This is a genomic window from Pseudomonas sp. MNR3A (genome assembly GCF_009650575.1).
Taxonomy (GTDB): domain Bacteria; phylum Pseudomonadota; class Gammaproteobacteria; order Pseudomonadales; family Pseudomonadaceae; genus Aquipseudomonas; species Aquipseudomonas machongensis.
On sequence record NZ_VZZS01000004.1, the window covers coordinates 71,754 to 94,122 of the forward strand.

The 22,369-nt window shown below is 63.5% G+C and carries 18 protein-coding genes; 16 read left to right on the top strand and 2 right to left on the bottom strand.

Annotated features, from left to right (window positions below; translation table 11 throughout):
- Positions 1 to 27 precede the first annotated feature (27 nt).
- The 12 genes from arcA (at position 28) to F6X62_RS03010 (ending at position 14,261) form a co-directional block, all read left to right on the top strand.
- Complete coding sequence (gene arcA / locus F6X62_RS02955) at positions 28 to 1,281, top strand: arginine deiminase (RefSeq protein WP_054895516.1); 1,254 nt, start codon at positions 28 to 30, stop codon at positions 1,279 to 1,281.
- A gap of 68 nt (positions 1,282 to 1,349) precedes the next feature.
- The gene (locus F6X62_RS02960) at positions 1,350 to 2,360 is read left to right on the top strand and encodes an ornithine carbamoyltransferase (protein WP_054895515.1); all 1,011 of its coding nucleotides are present in this window, start codon (positions 1,350 to 1,352) and stop codon (positions 2,358 to 2,360) included.
- A 153-nt stretch (positions 2,361 to 2,513) separates the two neighbouring features.
- Complete coding sequence (gene arcC, locus F6X62_RS02965; RefSeq protein WP_153772651.1) at positions 2,514 to 3,443, top strand: carbamate kinase; 930 nt, start codon at positions 2,514 to 2,516, stop codon at positions 3,441 to 3,443.
- Between the two features lie 56 nt (positions 3,444 to 3,499).
- Positions 3,500 to 3,874 carry a DUF5064 family protein gene (locus F6X62_RS02970; protein ID WP_153772652.1) on the top strand — a complete coding sequence of 125 codons (375 nt, stop codon included), beginning with the start codon at positions 3,500 to 3,502 and terminating at the stop codon, positions 3,872 to 3,874.
- A 146-nt stretch (positions 3,875 to 4,020) separates the two neighbouring features.
- Entirely contained in the window at positions 4,021 to 5,529 is a 1,509-nt protein-coding gene (locus tag F6X62_RS02975; RefSeq protein WP_153772653.1) for a sigma-54-dependent transcriptional regulator, read from the top strand.
- 187 nt (positions 5,530 to 5,716) lie between these two features.
- Positions 5,717 to 6,922, top strand: a complete 1,206-nt coding sequence (gltS, locus tag F6X62_RS02980) for a sodium/glutamate symporter (protein WP_153772654.1) — start codon at positions 5,717 to 5,719, stop codon at positions 6,920 to 6,922.
- Positions 6,923 to 7,197: 275 nt separating this feature from the next.
- Positions 7,198 to 7,581 carry a glycine cleavage system protein GcvH gene (gene gcvH / locus F6X62_RS02985; protein WP_054895511.1) on the top strand — a complete coding sequence of 128 codons (384 nt, stop codon included), beginning with the start codon at positions 7,198 to 7,200 and terminating at the stop codon, positions 7,579 to 7,581.
- Between the two features lie 11 nt (positions 7,582 to 7,592).
- A complete protein-coding gene (gene gcvP, locus F6X62_RS02990) occupies positions 7,593 to 10,448 on the top strand; it encodes an aminomethyl-transferring glycine dehydrogenase (RefSeq protein ID WP_153772655.1) in 2,856 nt (951 codons plus the stop codon).
- Between the two features lie 151 nt (positions 10,449 to 10,599).
- Positions 10,600 to 11,976, top strand: a complete 1,377-nt coding sequence (locus F6X62_RS02995; protein ID WP_153772656.1) for an L-serine ammonia-lyase — start codon at positions 10,600 to 10,602, stop codon at positions 11,974 to 11,976.
- Positions 11,977 to 12,002: 26 nt separating this feature from the next.
- Positions 12,003 to 13,124 (top strand): glycine cleavage system aminomethyltransferase GcvT, encoded by a 1,122-nt coding sequence (gene gcvT, locus F6X62_RS03000; RefSeq protein WP_153772657.1) that lies wholly within the window; start codon positions 12,003 to 12,005, stop codon positions 13,122 to 13,124.
- A 343-nt stretch (positions 13,125 to 13,467) separates the two neighbouring features.
- The gene (locus F6X62_RS03005) at positions 13,468 to 13,680 is read left to right on the top strand and encodes a cold-shock protein (protein WP_046854299.1); all 213 of its coding nucleotides are present in this window, start codon (positions 13,468 to 13,470) and stop codon (positions 13,678 to 13,680) included.
- A 92-nt stretch (positions 13,681 to 13,772) separates the two neighbouring features.
- On the top strand, positions 13,773 to 14,261 hold the full coding sequence (locus F6X62_RS03010; RefSeq protein ID WP_153772658.1) for an RDD family protein: 489 nt from the start codon (positions 13,773 to 13,775) through the stop codon (positions 14,259 to 14,261).
- A gap of 79 nt (positions 14,262 to 14,340) precedes the next feature.
- On the opposite strand, the gene lptG is transcribed toward F6X62_RS03010, so the two are convergent.
- Positions 14,341 to 15,402: an LPS export ABC transporter permease LptG gene (gene lptG / locus F6X62_RS03015; RefSeq protein ID WP_054895506.1), complete on the bottom strand. Its 1,062-nt coding sequence runs from the start codon at positions 15,400 to 15,402 to the stop codon at positions 14,341 to 14,343.
- The gene (gene lptF, locus F6X62_RS03020) at positions 15,395 to 16,510 is read right to left on the bottom strand and encodes an LPS export ABC transporter permease LptF (RefSeq protein ID WP_153772659.1); all 1,116 of its coding nucleotides are present in this window, start codon (positions 16,508 to 16,510) and stop codon (positions 15,395 to 15,397) included. The genes lptG and lptF overlap by 8 nt, the downstream gene beginning before the upstream one ends.
- Positions 16,511 to 16,864: 354 nt before the next feature.
- On the opposite strand from lptF, the gene F6X62_RS03025 reads away from it, so the two are divergent.
- The 4 genes from F6X62_RS03025 to F6X62_RS03040 all read left to right on the top strand — a co-directional run bounded on the left by F6X62_RS03025 (position 16,865) and on the right by F6X62_RS03040 (position 22,353).
- Positions 16,865 to 18,358 (top strand): leucyl aminopeptidase, encoded by a 1,494-nt coding sequence (locus F6X62_RS03025; RefSeq protein ID WP_153772660.1) that lies wholly within the window; start codon positions 16,865 to 16,867, stop codon positions 18,356 to 18,358.
- Between the two features lie 137 nt (positions 18,359 to 18,495).
- Positions 18,496 to 18,924, top strand: coding sequence for a DNA polymerase III subunit chi (locus tag F6X62_RS03030; protein ID WP_054895503.1), 429 nt, complete (start codon positions 18,496 to 18,498; stop codon positions 18,922 to 18,924).
- A 5-nt stretch (positions 18,925 to 18,929) separates the two neighbouring features.
- Positions 18,930 to 19,298 carry a DNA polymerase III subunit chi gene (locus F6X62_RS03035; RefSeq protein WP_153772661.1) on the top strand — a complete coding sequence of 123 codons (369 nt, stop codon included), beginning with the start codon at positions 18,930 to 18,932 and terminating at the stop codon, positions 19,296 to 19,298.
- Between the two features lie 208 nt (positions 19,299 to 19,506).
- Positions 19,507 to 22,353: a valine--tRNA ligase gene (locus F6X62_RS03040; protein WP_153772662.1), complete on the top strand. Its 2,847-nt coding sequence runs from the start codon at positions 19,507 to 19,509 to the stop codon at positions 22,351 to 22,353.
- Positions 22,354 to 22,369 lie beyond the last annotated feature (16 nt).

Genomic DNA, 22,369 nt, shown 5'->3' on the forward strand with positions numbered 1-22,369 from the left:
CGTCTTCGTATGATTGGAGGAATCATCATGTCCACGGAAAAACAGAAATACGGCGTGCACTCCGAAGCCGGCAAGCTACGCAAGGTGATGGTCTGCGCCCCGGGACTGGCGCACAAGCGACTGACCCCCAGCAACTGCGATGAACTGCTCTTCGACGATGTGATCTGGGTCGACCAGGCCAAGCGTGACCATTTCGACTTCGTCACCAAGATGCGCGAGCGCGGCGTCGATGTGCTGGAAATGCACAACCTGCTGACCGACATCGTGCAGAACAAGGAGGCTCTGGCCTGGATCCTCGATCGCAAGATCACCCCCAATACCGTCGGCGTTGGCCTGACCAATGAAGTGCGCAGCTGGCTCGAAGGCCTCGATCCGCGCCACCTGGCCGAGTTCCTGATCGGCGGCGTGGCCGGCCAGGACCTGCCGCAGAGCGAAGGCGCCGATGTGGTGAAGATGTACAACGACTACCTCGGCCACTCCAGCTTCATCCTGCCGCCCCTGCCCAACACCCAGTTCACCCGCGACACCACCTGCTGGATCTACGGCGGCGTCACGCTGAACCCGATGTACTGGCCGGCACGACGCCAGGAAACCTTGCTGACCACTGCCGTGTACAAGTTCCACAAGGAATTCACCGGCGCCGACTTCCAGGTCTGGTACGGCGACCCTGACAAGGAGCACGGCAGCGCCACCCTGGAAGGCGGCGACGTCATGCCGATCGGCAAGGGCATCGTGCTCATCGGCATGGGCGAGCGCACCTCGCGCCAGGCCATCGGCCAACTGGCGCAGAACCTGTTCGCCAAGGGCGCAGTGGAAAAGGTCATCGTCGCCGGCCTGCCCAAGTCGCGTGCCGCGATGCACCTGGACACCGTGTTCAGCTTCTGCGACCGCGACCTGGTCACGGTCTTCCCGGAAGTGGTACGCGAGATCGTCCCGTTCATCATCCGCCCCGACGAAAGCAAGCCCTACGGCATGGATGTGCGCCGTGAAAACAAGTCGTTCATCGAGGTGGTCGGCGAGCAGCTCGGGGTGAAGCTGCGCGTGGTCGAGACCGGCGGCAACAGCTTCGCCGCCGAACGCGAGCAATGGGATGACGGCAACAACGTGGTGGCCCTGGAGCCAGGCGTGGTCATCGGCTACGACCGCAACACCTACACCAACACATTGCTGCGCAAGGCCGGGATCGAGGTCATCACCATCAGCGCCGGTGAACTGGGCCGAGGCCGCGGCGGCGGCCACTGCATGACCTGCCCGATCGTGCGCGACCCTATCGACTACTAACGCCCTCAATCCGGCCCACGCTTACGAGGCGTGGGCCGGGCACTCACCGCATTCAAGGAGACACTGTCATGGCGTTCAACATCCACAATCGCAACCTGCTCAGCCTCGAGCACCACACGACCCGTGAGCTGCGCTACCTGCTGGACCTCTCCCGCGATCTCAAGCGCGCCAAGTACACCGGCACCGAGCAGCAGCACCTGAAGGGCAACAACATCGCCCTGATCTTCGAGAAGACCTCGACCCGCACCCGCTGCGCCTTCGAAGTCGCCGCCTACGACCAGGGCGCCAACGTCACCTACATCGACCCCAACTCCTCGCAGATCGGCCACAAGGAGAGCATGAAGGACACCGCCCGCGTGCTCGGGCGCATGTACGACGCCATCGAGTACCGCGGCTTCAAGCAGGAAATCGTCGAAGAACTGGCCAAGTTCGCCGGCGTGCCGGTGTTCAACGGCCTGACCGACGAGTACCACCCGACGCAGATGATCGCCGATGTGCTGACCATGCGCGAACACAGCGACAAGCCGCTGCACGACATCAGCTATGCCTACCTGGGCGATGCGCGCAACAACATGGGCAACTCGCTGCTGCTGATCGGTGCCAAGCTCGGCATGGACGTGCGCATCGCTGCGCCCAAGGCGCTGTGGCCGCACGACGACCTGGTGCAGCGCTGCAAGCAGTACGCCGAGGAAAGCGGCGCGCGCATCACCCTCACCGAAGACCCGAAGGCGGCGGTCAAGGGCGTCGACTTCGTCCATACCGACGTCTGGGTGTCGATGGGAGAACCTGTGGATGCCTGGGGCGAGCGCATCGAACAACTGCTGCCCTATCAGGTGAACAAGGAACTGATGAAAGCCACCGGTAACCCGCGCAGCAAGTTCATGCACTGCCTGCCGGCGTTCCACAACTCCGAGACCAAGGTCGGCAAGCAGATCGCCGAGAAATACCCGCACCTGGCCAACGGCATCGAAGTGACCGATGACGTGTTCGAGTCGCCAGCGTGCATCGCCTTCGAGCAAGCGGAGAACCGCATGCACACGATCAAGGCGATCCTGGTGTCGACCCTGGCTGATCTCTGACGGCAACCCCTGCAGGGGCGGGCTTTTGTGGGAGCGGGTTTACCCGCGAACACCGGCATAGCCGGTGCCATGCACCGCGTCGCTGGCTTCGCGGGTAAACCCGCTCCCACAGGCCTTGCCCGACCCTTGAACATTTTCTGAAGGACATTCCCCATGCGTATCGTTGTTGCATTGGGCGGCAACGCCCTCCTGCGCCGCGGCGAGCCAATGACCGCCGACAACCAGCGCAGCAATATCCGCACTGCCACCGAGCAGATCGCCAAGATCCACCCCGACAACGAACTGGTCATCGCCCACGGCAATGGCCCGCAGGTCGGCCTGCTGTCGCTCCAGGGCCAGGCCTACAAACCCGACGAAGCCTACCCGCTGGACGTGCTCGGTGCCGAGACCGAAGGCATGATCGGGTACATGATCGAACAGGAGCTGGGCAACCTGCTCGACTTCGAGGTGCCCTTCGCCACCCTGCTGACGCAAGTCGAGGTCGACGCCAACGACCCGGCCTTCAAGGATCCGACCAAGTTTATCGGCCCGGTCTACGCCAAGGACGAGGCCGAGCGCCTGGCCAAGGAGAAAGGCTGGGTGGTCAAGGCCGACGGCGACAAGTACCGCCGTGTGGTCGCCAGCCCCAAACCCAAGCGCATCTTCGAGATCCGCCCGATCAAGTGGCTGCTGGAAAAAAGCAGCATCGTCATCTGCGCCGGCGGCGGCGGCATCCCCACGATGTACGACGAAAACCGCAAGCTCAAAGGCATCGAGGCGGTGATCGACAAGGACCTGTGCTCGGCGCTGCTGGCCGAGCAACTGGACGCCGACCTGCTGATCATCGCCACCGATGTCGATGCCGCCTACATCGATTTCGGCAAGCCGACGCAAAAAGCCATTGCCCAGGCGCATCCTGACGAGCTGGAAAAACTCGGCTTCGCAGCGGGTTCGATGGGGCCGAAGGTGCAGGCCGCCTGCGATTTCGCCCGCCACACGGGCAAGGTCGCGGTGATCAGCTCGCTGGAAAACATCGAAGAGATCGTCAAGGGCACTGCCGGTACGCGGGTGTCGACCGCCAAGCCAGGTATCAGCTACCGTTGAGTGCAGTTGGCCGGTGCACGGCGCCGGCCATTTTCAACCTTCCGGAGGACGCCATCATGGCCCAGTACCATCCTGGTCATGTTCATATCGAGCGCACGGCGCTGAACGAGACCGACCACAGCTACGACCTCAACATCGAGTACGAAGCCACCCAGGATCCCACGGAAGGCCGCGGTATCCAGTTCCGCATGCATGGCAGCATCGAAGGCAAGTCTGTCGACGAGAAGTTCTTCCTGGCCAGGGACCAGGTGCTGCCGAGCTTTCTCATGCAGTTGAGCCGCAAGGCCCAGTCGTACCTGCCGGCGCCGAAGAAATTCGAAAACCTGGGCTCGCCGCACAAGCTCTACGACCATATGTTCGACGACATCCGCCAGAAGCTGGACGTGAAGTCCGGGGATCCGATCAAGCCTGAACACCTGGGTAATACCTGATACCGCCACCGCCGAGCAGGCCCGCTCGCACAGGCACGCTGGAATACCTGTGCAAGCGGCGGTTCGGCGCACCGACTTGCGCCGCGATTGGGCCTTCCCCCTGGCCAATGGCATACTGCGCCCTTTCCCCCACGCCCGTTGCCCCCATGCGCATCCACGTCAGCTTCATCGACCGCGTCGGCATCACCCAGGAAGTCCTGGCCCTGCTCGGTGCCCGCAACCTCAACCTCGATGCCGTGGAGATGGTGCCACCGAACGTCTACATCGACGCTCCCACGCTCAGCCCCGCCGTGCTCGAAGAGTTGCACGACGCGCTGTTCGAGGTGCGCGGCGTGCAGTCGGTGGAAGTGGTCGATATCCTCCCCGGCCAGCGCCGACACTTGCAACTCGACGCCCTGCTCGCGGCCATGAGCGACCCGGTGCTGGCGGTGGACAGCGCTGGCAAGGTGCTGCTGGCCAACCCGGCGCTGATCGCCCTGTGCGGACGCGAATCGGCCGGTCGCTCGGTGGGCGAGCTGTTTGGCGACAGCGGGCTGCTCCAGGCCTTGCTCGACAACAACTTCCACTTGCCGATGCGCGAGATGCAGCTCAATGGCCAGAGCCTGCTGCTGGATGCAACGCCGATCACCAATGCCGGCGGCCTGCTCACCCTGTATCCGCCCAATCGCATGGGCGAACGTCTCTCGGCGCTGCACCATGATCACGCCGAAGGCTTCGATGCCCTGCTCGGCGACTCCCCGGCGATCCGCACCCTCAAGGCCCGCGCCCTGCGCGTCGCCACACTCGATGCGCCCTTGCTGGTGCACGGCGAGACCGGCACCGGCAAGGAGCTGGTGGCCCGCGCCTGCCACACCATCAGCAGTCGTCACGCAGCACCTTTCCTCGCACTGAACTGCGCCGCGCTACCCGAAAGCCTGGCCGAGAGCGAACTGTTCGGCTATGCCCCGGGCGCCTTCACCGGCGCACAACGTGGCGGCAAGCCAGGGCTGATGGAACTGGCCAACCAGGGCACGGTGTTTCTCGACGAGATCGGCGAGATGTCGCCCTACCTGCAGGCCAAGCTGCTGCGCTTTCTCAGCGACGGCAGCTTTCGCCGGGTCGGTGGCGACCGTGAGGTGAAGGTGGACGTGCGTATCATCAGCGCCACCCACCGCGACCTCGAACGCATGGTCGCCGAAGGCACTTTCCGCGAAGACCTGTTCTACCGCCTGAACGTGCTCAACCTGCAGGTCCCGCCGCTGCGCGAACGCGGCCAGGACATCCTGTCGCTGGCGCACTTCTTCATGCAGCAGGCCTGCACGCAGATCCAGCGCCCTCCGTGCCGCCTGACCCCAGCCACCCATCCGGCACTGCTGGCCAACCCCTGGCCAGGCAACGTGCGCCAGTTGCAGAACGTGATCTTCCGCGCGGCGGCAATTTGCGAGAGCAACCTGGTGGATATCGGTGACCTGGATATCGCCGGTACCTCGGTGGCACGTGGCCAGGATGGCGAGGTGAGCAGCCTGGAGCAGGCAGTGGGCGACTTCGAGCGCGAGCTGCTGCAGCGCCTGTATGCAAGCTACCCTTCGACTCGGCAGCTGGCGGGAAGGCTGCAGACGTCGCATACCGCGATTGCGCAGCGGCTGCGCAAATACGGGATTCCAAGCAGAAACTAAGGCCCATCAGCGCCCGAGCAGCTCGGCATCTTCAGAATTTCCCTACGCCTCGCCCCAGGCGCGTGCCACTTAGAATGTCGGCCGTTTGACCGCACGCGTGCTCCGGGTGCCTCTTCGAAAGGCCCTGCGCACGCTCGAAAGAGTGCCCAGGAGCACCTCTTTCAAAGTGACAATGAGTAGGTTTTCAATGCTCGAGCTCGACTTCTACGGCACTCTCGTGGCCGCTTCACTGGTACTTCTACTTGGACGTTGTCTTGTCGCCCGCGTCGGATTTCTACGCACCTACAACATTCCCGAACCGGTAGCTGGCGGCCTGGTGGTCGCGCTGGTGCTGGTGGCGTTGCGCGCGGTTGGCGTGCACATCCAGTTCGATACCACCCTGCAAGCGCCATTGATGCTGGCGTTCTTCGCCACAATCGGGCTGAGCGCCGATATCGGCAGCCTGAAACGAGGTGGGCGCAGCGTCGGCTTGTTCCTGCTGGTCGTCACCGGATTCCTGCTGGTGCAGAACGCCATCGGCATCAGCCTCGCCCAGCTACTGGGCCTCGATCCGCTCATGGGGCTACTGGCGGGCTCGATTTCTCTATCCGGTGGTCATGGCACCGGCGCTGCCTGGGGCTCGACCTTCAGCACTCAGTACGGACTGGCTTCGGCCAGCGAACTGGCCCTGGCCTCTGCCACCTTCGGCCTGGTGCTGGGCGGGCTGATCGGTGGCCCTGTAGCACGGTTGCTGGTCAGCCGCGTCCAGCCCCCAGGGCTGGAACCGGAAACGCCGCGCGTGCCGAAAGGCTTCGAACAGCCCAACAAGGAACGCCTGATAACCCCGTTTTCGATGATCGAAAGCCTGGCGCTGATCTCGATCAGCCTATTGACAGGCACTCTGTTGAACAGCCTGTTGCGCGGCACACCGTTCGAACTTCCGACGTTCGTCTGCGTGCTGTTCGTAGGTGTCGTGCTGAGGAACGGGCTGTCCGCCGGGGGCTTGTACCAGGTGTTCGAGCGCGAAGTTCTGGTGTTGGGCAACGTCGCGCTATCGCTGTTCCTGGCCTTGGCGCTGATGTCCCTGAAACTGTGGGACCTGGCCGCCCTGGCGCTGCCCTTCCTCATCCTGCTGGGTGTACAGACGCTGGTCATGGCACTGTTCGCGATCTTCGTCACCTTCAGGGTCATGGGGCGCAATTATGATGCAGCGGTATTGGCAGCCGGGCATTGCGGGTTCGGACTCGGCGCCACGCCCACTGCCATCGCCAACATGCAAGCCGTGACCCAGCGCTACGGCGCTTCGCAGATCGCCTTTCTCGTCGTGCCCATGGTGGGGGCGTTCTTCATCGATATCGTCAACGTCATCGTGATCAAGCTGTACCTGGCGCTGCCGTTTTTCACTGGCGCATGACCTTGAACGCTCCGTATCGATATCAATACATCGTATTGATATCGATACGGAGCGTTCTGCGTCCACATCTACAAGGGTTTGATCAGACAATCCTTTTCCCGGCATCCCAGCCTGTATTGATTTCATTCCATTGCCAGGGAAAATCTTTCTGGATAAGCAGTCAAGCCATTGAATTTCAATGCTTTTACTCACATGGCCACATTCTTGCTAAGGAAAACCCAACCTCAAGAGCGCGGACCAACCGCGCCCAACGCCCTGCTTCCCGAGGATTTCCCATGAGCGAGTTGCGTTTCACCGAAGATCACGAATGGCTGCGCGTCGAAGCTGACGGCAGCGTCACCGTAGGTATCACCGCCTATGCCCAGAACGCCCTTGGCGATGTGGTCTTCGTGCAACTGCCGGACCTGCAGCAGTATGAAAAAGGCGCCGAAGCCTCCACCGTCGAATCGGTCAAGGCTGCCAGCGGCGTATACATGCCGCTGACCGGTGAAGTGGTCGCGGTCAACGAAGGTCTCAACGACAACCCCGAGCAGGTCAACGAAGACCCGCTGGGCGAAGGCTGGTTCTTCCGCTTCGTTCCTGCAGACATGAGCGAGGTGACCGCCCTGCTCGACCAGGATGCCTACGACCGCCTGCTCAAAGCCAACGACGACGCCTGAGGACCACGACCATGACCATCAACCTCGGCACCGCCAACGAATTCATCGCCCGTCACATCGGCCCACGCAGCACCGACGAACAGGCCATGCTGACCACCCTGGGCTTCGACTCTCTCGACGCCATGACCGCCGCCGTCATTCCCGACAGCATCAAGGGCACCAGCGTGCTCGGTGACGCCGACGGCCAGAGCGAGGCCGATGCCCTCGCCGCCCTCAAGGCGATCGCCGGCAAGAACCAGCTGTTCAAGAGCTTCATCGGCCAGGGCTACTACAACACCCACACGCCAGCGCCGATCCTGCGCAACCTTCTGGAAAACCCGGCGTGGTACACCGCCTACACCCCTTACCAGCCGGAAATCTCCCAGGGTCGCCTGGAAGCGCTGCTGAACTTCCAGACCCTGATCAGCGACCTCACCGGCCTGCCGATCGCCAACGCCTCGCTGCTCGACGAAGCCACCGCCGCTGCCGAGGCCATGACCTTCTGCAAACGCCTGTCGAAGAACAAGGGCAGCCATGCCTTCTTCGCCTCCGTGCATTGCCACCCGCAAACCCTTGACGTGCTGCGTACCCGTGCCGAGCCGCTGGGCATCGAGGTCGTGGTCGGTGACGAGCGTGAACTGGGCGATGTCAGCGCCTTCTTCGGCGCCCTGCTGCAATACCCGGCAAGCAACGGTGATGTGTTCGACTACCGCGAGCTGGTACAGCGTCTGCACGGCGCCGGCGCCCTGGTGGCCGTGGCCGCCGACCTGCTGGCCCTGACCCTGCTGACCCCTCCGGGCGAATTCGACGCCGACGTGGCCATCGGCAGTGCCCAGCGCTTCGGCGTACCGCTGGGCTTCGGCGGCCCGCACGCGGCCTACTTCGCCACCCGGGATGCGTTCAAGCGCGACATGCCGGGCCGCCTGGTCGGCGTTTCGATCGACCGCTTCGGCAAGACCGCCCTGCGCCTGGCCATGCAAACCCGCGAGCAACACATCCGCCGCGAAAAGGCCACCAGCAACATCTGCACCGCGCAGGTCCTGCTGGCGAACATTGCCAGCATGTACGCCGTCTACCATGGCCCGGCGGGCCTCAAGCGCATCGCTGAACGTACCCACGCCCTCACCGCGATTCTCGCTGTGGGTCTGGCCAAGCTCGGCGCCAAGGTCGTTACCGGTGAATTCTTCGACACCCTGACGCTGGCCACCGGTGCCGCCACCGCCAACCTGCACGAGCAAGCGCGCGCCAAGGGCTTGAACCTGCGCCAGGTCGACACCGCGCATCTGGGGCTGTCGCTGGACGAAACCAGCACCCAGGCAGATGTCGAGGCGCTCTGGGCATTGTTCGCCAATGGCCAGGCGCTGCCGGACTTCGCTACCCTCGCCGCCAACCACAGCCCGCGCCTGCCAGCTGCACTGGTGCGCCAATCGGCGATCCTCGAGCACCCGGTGTTCAACCGCTACCACAGCGAAACCGAACTGATGCGCTACCTGCGCCGCCTGGCCGACAAGGACCTGGCGCTGGATCGCAGCATGATCCCGCTGGGCTCGTGCACCATGAAGCTCAATGCCGCCAGCGAAATGATTCCGGTCACCTGGGCCGAGTTCGGCAACCTGCACCCCTTCGCCCCGGCCGCCCAGAGCCAGGGCTACCTGCAGATGACCACCGAGCTTGAAGCCATGCTCTGCGCCGCCACCGGCTACGATGCCGTGTCGCTGCAGCCCAACGCCGGTTCCCAGGGCGAGTACGCAGGCCTGCTGGCGATCCGCGCCTACCACCGTAGCCGCGGCGAAAGCCACCGCGACATCTGCCTGATCCCGTCGTCGGCACACGGTACCAACCCGGCCACCGCACACATGGCCGGCATGCGCGTGGTGGTCACCGCCTGCGACGCCCGGGGCAACGTCGACATCGACGACCTGCGCGCCAAGGCCCTCGAACACCGCGAGCGCCTGGCCGCGATCATGATCACCTACCCCTCGACCCACGGCGTGTTCGAGGAAGCGATCGGCGAGATCTGCGCGATCATTCACGACAACGGCGGCCAGGTGTACATCGATGGCGCCAACATGAACGCCATGGTCGGCCTGTGCGCTCCGGGCAAGTTCGGTGGCGACGTGTCGCACCTCAACCTGCACAAGACCTTCTGCATCCCCCACGGTGGTGGCGGCCCGGGCGTCGGCCCGATCGGCGTCAAGTCGCACCTGGCGCCGTTCCTGCCCGGCCATGCCGCGCTGGAAAACACTGCCGGTGCGGTCTGCGCTGCACCGTTCGGCAGCGCCAGCATCCTGCCGATCACCTGGATGTACATTCGAATGATGGGTGGCGCAGGCCTCAAGCGTGCGTCGCAGATGGCGATCCTCAACGCCAACTACATCGCCCGTCGCCTGGAAGAGCACTATCCTGTGCTGTACACCGGTGGCAACGGCCTGGTCGCCCACGAATGCATCCTCGACCTGCGTCCGCTCAAGGACACCAGCGGCATCAGCGTCGATGACGTGGCCAAGCGTTTGATCGACTTCGGCTTCCATGCTCCGACCATGTCGTTCCCGGTGGCGGGCACGCTGATGATCGAACCGACCGAAAGCGAGTCCAAGGAAGAACTGGACCGTTTCTGCGATGCGATGATCCAGATTCGCGAAGAGATTCGCGCCGTGGAGAACGGCAGCCTGGACAAGGACGACAACCCGCTCAAGAACGCCCCGCACACCGCGGCGGAACTGGTCGGCGAATGGTCCCACGGCTATAGCCGCGAGCAGGCGGTTTATCCGCTGCCGAGCCTGGTCGAGAGCAAGTACTGGCCACCGGTCGGTCGGGTCGACAACGTGTACGGCGACCGCAACCTGGTCTGCGCCTGCCCGTCGATCGAGAGCTATCAGGACGTCTGATAGCTTCTTGGCCCGCCCTCTGATAAAGGTGTGTTCCTCTGTGGGAGCGGGCTTGCCCGCGAATGCGATGTTGGCCACGCCGACGCATTCGCGGGCAAGCCCGCTCCCACAGGGTTCAGCATCTGCCCAACCCACCTGGCAGGAGGTCATCATGTCTTTGAGCGTCTTCGACCTGTTCAAGATCGGCATCGGCCCCTCCAGTTCGCACACGGTCGGCCCGATGCGTGCCGCCGCGCGCTTCGCCGAGGGCTTGCGCCGCGATGGCCTGCTGGCCAGCACGACCAGCGTCAAGGCCGAGCTCTACGGCTCGCTCGGTGCGACCGGCAAGGGTCACGGCAGCGACAAGGCTGTGCTCCTGGGGCTCGAGGGGGAACACCCCGACACCGTCGACACCGAATCCATCCCCGAACGCCTGCAGGTAATCCGCGCCAGCGGCCACCTGCACCTGCTTGGCGAACACCGGATCGACTTCGTCGAGAAACAGCACCTGGCGATGATCCGCAAGCCACTTGACTACCACCCCAATGGCATGATTTTTCGTGCCTTCGATGCTGCCGGGTTGCAGATTCGCAGCCGCGAGTACTACTCGGTGGGCGGCGGCTTCGTCGTCGACCAGGACGCAGCCGGCCAGGACCGCATCGTCGAAGACAACACCGCCCTGCCTTACCCCTTCACGACGGCCAGGCAACTGCTCGGCCATTGCGTCGAGCAGCACCTGTCGTTCAGCCAGGTGATGCTCGCCAACGAAGCCGCCTGGCGCCCCGAACAGGAAACCCGAGCCGGCCTGCTGCGCATCTGGCAGGTCATGCAGGATTGCGTCGAAGCGGGCTGTCGCCATGAGGGCATCCTGCCGGGCGGTCTCAAGGTCAAGCGCCGCGCCCCTGCCTTGCACCGCCAGCTCAGCCGACACCCGGAAGCCAGCCTGCGCGATGCGCTGTCGGTACTCGATTGGGTCAACCTCTACGCCTTGGCGGTCAACGAGGAAAACGCCTATGGCGGACGCGTCGTCACCGCACCGACCAACGGCGCGGCGGGTATCGTCCCGGCGGTGCTGCACTACTACATGCGTTTCGTTCCCGGCGCCAGCGAAGACGGCGTGGTGCGTTTTCTGCTCACCGCGGCCGCCATCGGCATCCTCTACAAGGAGAACGCCTCGATTTCCGGCGCCGAGGTCGGCTGCCAGGGCGAAGTGGGGGTGGCCTGCTCGATGGCGGCGGGCGCCCTCTGCGAAGTCATGGGCGGCACCCCGCAACAGGTGGAGAACGCCGCCGAGATCGGCATGGAACACAACCTGGGCCTGACCTGCGACCCGATCGGTGGGCTGGTCCAGGTGCCCTGCATCGAGCGCAACGCCATGGGCTCGGTCAAGGCGATCAATGCGGTGCGCATGGCCCTGCGCGGTGACGGGCAGCACTTCGTCTCGCTCGACAAGGTCATCCGCACCATGCGCCAGACCGGCGCCGACATGAAAAGCAAGTACAAGGAGACCGCCCGCGGCGGTCTGGCCGTCAACATCATCGAATGTTGACCCGAACAAAAACCAAGGAGTTACCGATGTCCGATACGTTGCTCAAGACCCCGCTGCATGCCCTTCACCTGGAGCTGGGCGCGCGCATGGTGCCGTTCGCAGGCTTCGACATGCCCGTGCAGTATCCGCTGGGTGTGCTCAAGGAACACCTGCACACCCGCGAGCAGGCCGGTCTGTTCGATGTGTCGCACATGGGCCAGATCGTGCTGCGTGGCAGCGACGCGGCCAAGGCTTTGGAAAGCCTGGTGCCAGTAGACATCATCGACCTGCCGGTGGGCATGCAGCGCTACGCCATGTTCACCAATGAGCAAGGAGGCATCCTCGACGACCTGATGGTGGCCAACCTGGGTGACGACACACTGTTCCTGGTGGTCAATGCCGCCTGCAAGGATCAGGACCTGGCTCACCTGCAAAAGCACATCGGCCAGCACTGCGAGATCCAGCCTTTGTTCGAGGAGCGCGCCCTGCTCGCCTTGCAGGGCCCGGCTGCGGTCAAGGTGTTGGAACGCCTGGCGCCGGAAGTGGCCGGCATGACCTTCATGCAGTTCCGCCCGTTGCAGTTGCAGGGTGAGGACTGCTTCGTCAGCCGCTCGGGCTACACCGGCGAGGACGGTTACGAAATCTCGGTACCGGCCACTGCTGCCGAAGCTCTGGCGCGACGCCTGCTGGCCGAGCCTGAGGTGCAGCCGATCGGCCTGGGTGCCCGCGACTCGCTGCGCCTGGAAGCCGGCCTGTGCCTGTACGGCCACGACATGGACACCGAGACTACGCCGATCGAGGCCAGCCTGTTGTGGGCGATCTCCAAGGTTCGTCGCGCCGACGGAGCACGGGCCGGTGGTTTCCCGGGCGCCACCCGCGTATTTGCCCAACAGCAGCAGGGCGTGAGCCGCAAACGCGTGGGCCTGCTGCCACAGGAACGCACGCCGGTTCGCGAGGGCGCCGAGATTGTCGATGCGCACGGCACGCCGGTCGGCAAGGTGTGCAGCGGTGGTTTCGGCCCGACCCTCGGCGCACCCGTGGCAATGGGGTATGTCGATAACGAACATGCCGCGCTGGAAACGCCGTTGTTTGCGGTCGTGCGCGGCAAACAAGTTGCCCTGAAAGTCAGCAAAATGCCTTTCGTGGCGCAACGTTACTACCGAGGTTGAAAGCAATCTCACAACAGCGCGCTTATTCGATTACGAACCTGCGCAATAACTTTTGAACATGGCGCCAGGCCAGGCGCCATGCCGTTTCCGACAATTTTGTCGGTAATCGGCAAAAGCCTTGATCCCTGCGCCGTGCGGGGCTTGTTTTTGTCGCTGGAGTTGGCGTAGAGTCTTCTCACTGTGTTTGCATGGGTCGCAACAGTTCGTGACCTGGGCCAGTAGCCGCAATTTGCTACAACCCGTTCGACGTCTCTTACTTTCCTGCAACCCAGCCCAGTACTCTTTCGCCTGTGATGCGAAAGAAACTGAAATCACTATCTAAAGATTCATAGGAAATAAGAAAATGGCTGAGCGTCAGAACGGTACCGTCAAGTGGTTCAATGACGAGAAAGGTTACGGCTTCATCACCCCAGAGAGCGGTCCGGATCTGTTCGTTCACTTCCGTGCCATCCAAGGCAACGGCTTCAAGAGCCTGAAAGAAGGCCAGAAAGTCACCTTCGTTGCAGTGCAGGGCCAGAAAGGCATGCAGGCTGACGAAGTACAAGCAGAAGGCTGATTTCTGTGAAAAAGCCCCTGCGTTGACGCGCAGGGGCTTTTTTGTGCCTGCAATTTCATAGAATGAGGACTTTCCACCCGGAGCCCTCCTGCATGTCCAAGCGTTCTCTCACCCCCCAGGGCGATTTCCCGCCCGCAGGCCTGGGGCGCCGTCTGGCGGCAATGTTCTATGACTTCCTCCTGTGCACCGCCCTGCTGATCGTCACGGCAGGTCTCTACAAGTTGGTGCAGATGTCGATCATCGGCGAGGCTCGCATGCGTGAGCTGACCGACGCCGGCGCGCTCGATGGCGATCCGCTGTTGTCCACCGTCCTGTTGTTTGCCCTGTTCGGCTTCTTTGCCAAGTTCTGGACCCACGGCGGCCAGACCCTGGGCATGCAGGTGTGGGGCGTGCGTGTACAGAATGCCGACGGCAGCGCGATCAGTTTGTGGCAGGCGCTGTTGCGCTTCGTGGTGTCTATTGCTTCGTGGTTGTGCCTGGGGCTGGGGTTCATCTGGTCGTTGATCGACAAGCGCAAGCGCAGCTGGCATGACATCTACTCGGAAACCCAATTGGTGCGGATTCCGAAGCAGAAGAAATGACCCTGGGCTGCGATAAAGCCAACTTCGAGCCACAAAAAAGCCGACCCTGGGGTCGGCTTTCTCATTCACGCCTGGCTCATCACCCTGCCCGACGCAACAACCACACACCGGCCAGTGCGCAGATCCCGGCTGGAATCACCACCGCCAACAGCGGCGGGAAGCCGAACACCTGGCTTGACGGCCCCAGCAGGTCCTGGGCGATGCGGAACACGAAGCCCACCAGCACGCCGGTAAACACGCGCTGACCCAGGGTCACCGAGCGCAGCGGGCCGAAGATGAAGGAAATCGCCATCAGGACCAGTGCAGCGGTCACCGCGGGTTGCAGGATCTTGGTCCAGAACGCCAGCCAGTAACGGGCGTTGTTCAGGCCCTGGTCGGCCAGGTAGTGGATGTATTCCCACAACCCGGTGATCGACAACGACTCGGGAGGCAGCACCACGGTATTGAGCAATTCCGGCGTCACCGACACGTCCCAGATTTCTTCCGGTGCCTGCACCACTTCGGTGTGGTCGCCACGGAAGAACGTGGTGCTGACGTCGTGCAGCACCCAGCGCTGATCCTGGTACAGCGCGCGGCGGGCGAAGCTGGAAGCGACGATCTTGCGTTGTTCGTCGAAACGGTAGCGGGTCACACCGAGCAGCAAGCCGTTGGGCTGTACCGAGTTGATGTGCACGAACTCTTCGCCCTGGCGGTGCCACATGCCGCGCTTGGAGCTTTGCGCCTCACCACCGCCCTGCGCCAGCGAGCGCTCGGCCTGGGCCTTGTTCTCGGTGACCGGTGCGACGTATTCGCCAATCAGCAGACCGACCAGCATCAGCACCAGCATCGGCTTCATCACCGCCCAGACGATACGACCGATGGACACGCCCGCAGCACGCATGATGGTCAGCTCGCTGCTGCTGGCCAGGCTGCCCAGGCCGATCAGGCAGCCGATCAGCGCAGCCATCGGCAGCATGTCATACAGCCGACGCGGCGCGGTGAGCAGCACGTAGCTGCCGGCGTCGAGCAGGGTATAGGTATCGCTCAAATCGCCCATCTCGTCGATGAAGGCGAACAGCGAGGCCAGGCCGAGGATGATCCCCAGCACGGCCAGGATGGCCAGCAGTACGCTCTGGCCGATATAGCGGTCGATCTTAACCATGGGCCACCCCCGCACGGCGCGCGGCCATCTTCAGGCGCAGCGGCTCCCAGTACATCAGCGCCAGGCCGATGAGCAGGAACAACGCGTGCACCCACCAGATGCCCAGGGAGATCGGCAACTTGCCCTTCTCGAGGGCGCCGCGAACGGAAATCAGCATCGTCAGGTAGGCCATGTACAGGAGGATCGCCGGCAGCAACTTGAGGAAGCGGCCCTGGCGCGGGTTGACCTTGGCCAGCGGCACGGCCAGCAGGGTCACGATGAATACCAGCAGCGGCAGCGACAGGCGCCATTGCAGTTCGGCGCGCTCACGCAGGCCGTCATGCCCGAACAGGTCGGTGGTCGGGATGGCTTCACGCTCGGTGACTTCCTCGCTCACCTCAGGCTTGGGCAGCAGTACACCGTAGGTGTCGTACTTGATCGCCCGATAGTCGGCCTGGCCGGGGTTGCCGTCGTAACGGTAACCGTTTTCCAGGATCAGGTAGCGGTTGCCATCAGGCTGCACCTCCTGATGGCCTTTTTCCGCCACCAATACCGACGGTGCGCGGTCCTTGGTCTTGTCCTGGTTGAAGCGCTTCTCGGAAATGAACACCCCGCCCAGGTTGACGCGGTCGTCGGACATCTGCTCGGTGTAGGTGACGCGCGTGCCGTCACGCAGGGTCTGGAAACGACCCGGCACGAGCGTATCGAACTCGGTCAGGGCATCCTGCTGGGCGATGATCTTCTGCACCTGGGCCACACCTTGGGGGGCCAGGCTCAAGCTCAGCCAGGCAACCACCAGCGCAACCAGCGCAGCCGGCGCCAGCGTCAGCGTCAGCAGACGCTGCTGACTCATGCCGGTGGCCGAGAGCACGGTCATCTCGCTTTCGAGATACAGGCGCCCGTAGGCCAGCAGGATACCGAGGAACAGGCCCAGCGGCAGGATCAGTTGCAGGAAGCCCGGCAGGCGGAAGCCCATGATCAGGAACAGCACGCCCGGGTCGAGCGCACCCTGGGCCGCCTGGGCCAGGTATTTGATGAAGCGCCCGCTCATGATGATCACCAACAGCACTGCGCTGACGGCGCTCAAGGTCACCAGGACCTCGCGGGACAGATAACGAAAGACGATCAAACCAGACACTCCTGGGTTGTCAGGGGCGGATTGCCAGACAATGACTGAGTAAAGCCAAGACCTATGCCGGTTCGCCTCAAGCGAACCTCCATGTAAAAGTGCGCGCATTATCCTGTGATTGGGCGCGCCTGTCACTTGGCGGCGCATGACAGCGGACGTCATGACCGTAAAAGTGCGACAAAGCCCCGCCATTGAAGCAGGCGCTGCCCTGCAAAAGCATAGACCGGGGTTGTCAGCAAGGCGGCGGCAGGCTCAAACTGGCCGCTTTTCAACTGGCACGCAAGCACGCGGCCAGGCCTGTCGCACTCACCCTGCGGCAGTGGCCAACAACAGAGATCATTCGGGGACCCTGACATGGAACTGGTTGTAAAGACCGTAGCCGCAGCATCCGTGAAAACCGCCACCCTGGTCGTGCCGGTCGGCGAAGGCCGCAAGCTTGGCACCGTGGCCAAGGCCGTTGATCAGGCGACCGATGGCGCCATCAGCGCCATCCTCAAGCGCGGCGACCTGGCCGGCAAGCCGGGCCAGACCCTGCTGCTGCAGAGCCTGCCGGGCCTCAAGGCCGAGCGCGTGCTGCTGGTTGGCAGCGGCAAGGATGAAGCCCTGGGCGATCGTGCCTGGCGCAAGCTGATCGCCAGCGTTGCCGGGGTGCTGCGCAACCTGGCAGGCGGTGACGCCGTGCTGGCCCTGGACGACATCGCCGTGGCCAACCGCGACGGTCATTACGGCAAATATCGCCTGCTGGCCGAAACCCTGCTCGACGGCAGCTACGTGTTCGACCGTTTCAAGAGCCAGAAGGCCGAACCGCGCGCCCTGAAGAAAGTCACCCTGCTCGCCGACAAAGCCGGCCAGGCTGACGTCGAGCGTGCGGTCAAGCATGCCACCGCCATCACCACCGGCATGAGCCTGACCCGCGACCTGGGCAACCTGCCGCCAAACGTCTGCCACCCGAGCTTCCTCGCCGAGCAGGCCAAGGAACTGGGCAAGGCGCACAAGGGCGTCAAGGTCGAAGTGCTCGACGAGAAGAAGATCAAGGACCTGGGCATGGGCGCGTTCTACGCCGTAGGCCAGGGCAGCGATCAGCCGCCACGCCTGATCGTCATGCAATACCAAGGTACCAAGAAGACCGACAAGCCGTTCGTGCTGGTCGGGAAGGGCATCACCTTCGATACCGGCGGCATCAGCCTCAAACCCGGTGCCGGCATGGATGAAATGAAGTACGACATGGGCGGCGCCGCCAGCGTGTTCGGCACCCTGCGTGCAGTGCTCGAGCTGCAGTTGCCGATCAACCTGGTGTGCCTGCTGGCCTGCGCCGAGAACATGCCCAGCGGCGGCGCAACCCGCCCGGGCGACATCGTCACCACCATGAGCGGGCAGACCGTCGAGATCCTCAACACCGACGCCGAAGGCCGCCTGGTGCTGTGCGACACGCTGACCTATGCCGAGCGCTTCAAACCGCAGGCGGTGATCGACATCGCCACCCTCACCGGCGCCTGCATCGTCGCCCTGGGCAGCCACACCTCGGGCCTGATGGGCAACAGCGACGATCTGGTCGGCCAGTTGCTCGACGCTGGCAAGCGTGCCGACGACCGCGCCTGGCAACTGCCGCTGTTCGACGAGTACCAGGAACAACTGGACAGCCCGTTCGCCGACATCGCCAACATCGGCGGCCCTAAAGCCGGCACCATCACCGCGGGCTGCTTCCTGTCGCGCTTCACCAAGAACTACAGCTGGGCCCACCTGGACATCGCCGGTACCGCATGGGTCAGCGGTGGCAAGGACAAGGGTGCCACCGGCCGTCCTGTTCCGCTGCTGACCCAGTACCTGCTGGATCGCGCGGGCGTTTGATGGCGTAAGACCATGGCGGCCCTGTCGCGGGCAAGCCCGCTCCCACAGATCAGCACTGCAGCGAACCTGTGGGAGCGGGCTCGCCCCGCGACAGGGCCGTCACGGCCCCTCCACCTTCAAGCTCAACATACCTGACCATGAGCAAAGTCGATTTCTACATCCTGCCCACCGACTCGCTGTCGGCGCGGCTGGATTTCGCCTGCAAGCTGTGCGAAAAGGCCTGGCGCCTCGGCCACCGGGTCTACCTGCATTGCCAGGACGACGAACAGCGAAACGCCCTGGATGAACGCCTGTGGCACTTCAAGGGCGAGGCTTTCGTGCCCCATGACCTGGCCGAGCAACACGCCGATGCCAGGGTCGCATTGGGCCTGGGCGACACTGCTGGCGAGCACCGCGACCTGCTGATCAACCTGGGCGGTGATGTGCCAGGGTTCGTCGGCCAGTTCGAGCGGGTCGCAGAGATCGTTGTCGAAGAGGCGTCCATTCGCCAGTTGGCCCGCGAGCGATTCCGTTTCTACCGCGAACAGGGCTATGCTCTGCAAGACCACCGCTTACAGCGACTTTGACGACGATGGACAAACCCTCCTCACTGACACAATCCGCCCACCTGCTCGACGATCTCGAGTCGATCCGCCAGTTGCTTGGCGACGCCGACCTGCAGCCGCCGCTGCTGACCGAAACGGTCGAGCAGATTCCCCTGCTGCTCGATGAGCCGACCGGCAACGCGACAACCGCCGTCGAACCTGCCCAGGCCAGCGCGCCGGAAGAAGATGCCCAGACTCGCCGCCAGGACACCCTGCTGCACCTGGACACCGAACTGCGCGCTGCGGCGCAATCGATCATGCAGGATGTGATCAACGACTTCGTTCCGCACATCGAGACAGAGGTCAAGCGTCGCCTCGAAGCGCGGATGGAACGGTTGATCAAGCGTTCCGAGTAACACTCGCCTTTTGCGGCGTCCTTTTCGCGGGCAAGCCCGCTCCCACAGGCACACCACAGCCTCGAGAACTGTGGTGTGCCTGTGGGAGCGGGCTTGCCCGCGAAAAGCACACCATCGTCGTGCAATATAACGATCCCATGTCCCCTGGGCCCTGCCCGTTGTATACTCTTCGGCTTTTCCGTATTTATGCCTAAGGGTCCCGCCGCGCATGGATAAGACCTACCAGCCGCACGCCATCGAAACTTCCTGGTACAACACCTGGGAGTCCGAGAACTATTTCGCCCCGCAAGGTGCAGGCGAGTCCTACACCATCATGATCCCACCGCCGAACGTGACCGGCAGCCTGCACATGGGTCATGGGTTCAACAACGCGATCATGGACGCCCTGATCCGCTTCCGCCGCATGCAGGGGCGCGACACCCTGTGGCAGCCGGGCACCGACCACGCCGGCATCGCCACGCAGATGCTGGTGGAGCGCCAGCTCGAGGCGAAAGGCCAGAACCGCCACGACCTGGGCCGCGAAAAGTTCCTGGAGAAGGTCTGGGAGTGGAAGGATCAGTCCGGTGGCAACATCAGCCGCCAGATCCGTCGCCTGGGTTCGTCGGTCGACTGGAGCCGCGAACGCTTCACCATGGATGACGGCCTGTCCGAAGCCGTCAAGGAAGCCTTCGTGCGCCTGCATGAGGATGGTCTGATCTACCGCGGCAAGCGTCTGGTCAACTGGGACACCAAGCTGCACACCGCGATTTCCGACCTCGAAGTGGAAAACCACGACGAGAAAGGCCACCTGTGGAACCTGCGCTACCCGCTGGCCGATGGGGCCACCACGGCCGAAGGCAAGGACCACCTGGTCGTTGCCACCACCCGCCCGGAAACCCTGCTCGGTGACGTCGCCGTTGCCGTCAACCCGACCGACGAACGCTACCAGGCGCTGATCGGCAAGTTCGTCGAGCTGCCGCTGGTCGGACGCCGCATCCCGATCATCGCCGACGACTACTGCGATCCCGAGTTCGGTACCGGCTGCGTGAAAATCACCCCGGCCCACGACTTCAACGACTATGAAGTCGGCAAGCGCCACAACCTGCCGCTGCTGAACATCTTCCACAAGAACGCCACCGTGCTCGCCGCGGTCCAGGCGTTCAACCTCGATGGCAGCGTCAACGAAAACCTCGACACCTTGCTGCCTGCGCAGTACGCCGGCCTCGACCGCTTCGTGGCGCGCAAGCAAATGGTTGCCGACCTGGACGCGCAGGGGCTGCTGGTCAGCGTCGATGACCACGCCCTGAAAGTGCCGAAAGGCGACCGCTCGGGTACAGTCATCGAGCCGTGGCTGACCGACCAGTGGTACGTCTCCACCAAGCCGCTGGCCGAGCCAGCCATCGCCGCCGTTGAAGACGGTCGCATCCAATTCGTGCCGAAACAGTACGAGAACATGTACTTCTCCTGGATGCGCGACATCCAGGACTGGTGCATCAGCCGCCAACTGTGGTGGGGCCACCGCATCCCGGCGTGGTACGACGAGGCCGGCCAGGTCTATGTCGGCCGCAACGAGGAAGAAGTGCGGACCAAGCACGGCCTGGGCAGCGATGTGGTCCTGCGTCAGGACGACGACGTGCTCGACACCTGGTTCAGCTCGGGCCTGTGGACCTTCTCCACGCTCGGCTGGCCCGAACAGACCGAGTTCCTGAAGAAATTCCACTCCACCGACGTACTGGTCACGGGCTTCGACATCATCTTCTTCTGGGTCGCCCGGATGATCATGCTGACCATGCACCTGATCAAGAACGAGGATGGCACCCCGCAGGTCCCGTTCAAGACCGTGTACGTGCATGGCCTGGTGCGCGATGGCCAAGGCCAGAAGATGTCCAAGTCCAAGGGCAACGTGCTCGACCCGCTGGACATCGTCGACGGCATCACGCTCGAAGCGCTGCTGGAAAAACGTACCAGCGGCCTGATGCAGCCCAAACTCGCCGAGAAGATCGCCAAGCAGACCAAGGCCGAATTCCCCGAGGGTATCGCCAGCTACGGCACCGATGCCCTGCGCTTCACCTTCTGCTCGCTGGCCTCCACCGGCCGTGACATCAAGTTCGACATGGGCCGCGTCGAAGGCTACCGCAACTTCTGCAACAAGATCTGGAACGCTGCTCGCTACGTGCTGGACAAAGGCGAGGACTGCGGCCAGAACGGCGAGGCCTACGAGTTGTCACTGGCCGATCGCTGGATCATCTCGCAACTGCAACGCACCGAAGCGGAAGTGACCCGCCAGCTCGAGCAGTTCCGCTTCGACCTGGCCAGCCAGGCGCTGTACGAGTTCGTCTGGAACCAGTACTGCGACTGGTACCTGGAGCTGTCCAAGCCGGTACTGTGGGATGAGAATGCGCCCATCGAGCGCGCCCGCGGTACTCGCCGTACCCTGGTCCGCGTGCTGGAAGTGGTACTGCGCCTGGCGCATCCGTTCATGCCGTTCATCACCGAAGAAATCTGGCAGCGCATCGCGCCGCTGGCGGGCGTCCAGGGCAAGACCATCATGCTTCAGCCTTGGCCGGTGGCCAATGAGAGCCGCATCGATGCCGGCGCCGAAGGCGACATCGAATGGCTCAAGGAGCTGATGGTCGGCCTGCGCAACATCCGCGCCGAGATGAACATCGGCCCGGGCAAGCCCCTGCCGCTGTTCCTGAAGAACGCCAATGCCGACGACCAGCGTCGCCTGCAGGAAAACGAAGCGCTGCTCAAGAAGCTGGCCAAGGTCGAGACCTTCACCGTACTCGGCGAGCAGGACGAAGCGCCGCTGTCGGCCACCGCACTGGTGGGCGATCTGCAGGTACTGGTACCGATGGCCGGCCTGATCGACAAGGACGCCGAGCTTGCACGCCTGAACAAGGAAATCCAGCGCCTGCAGGGTGAGGTCCAGCGTGTCGGCGGCAAGCTGTCCAACGCCGCCTTCGTCGACAAGGCACCGCCTGCGGTGATCGAGAAGGAACGCGCCAAGCTGGCCGAGTCCGAACAGGCCCTGGCCAACTTCACCGAGCAGCATGCGCGGATTGCAGCGCTGTAACCTGACATTGCTGAAC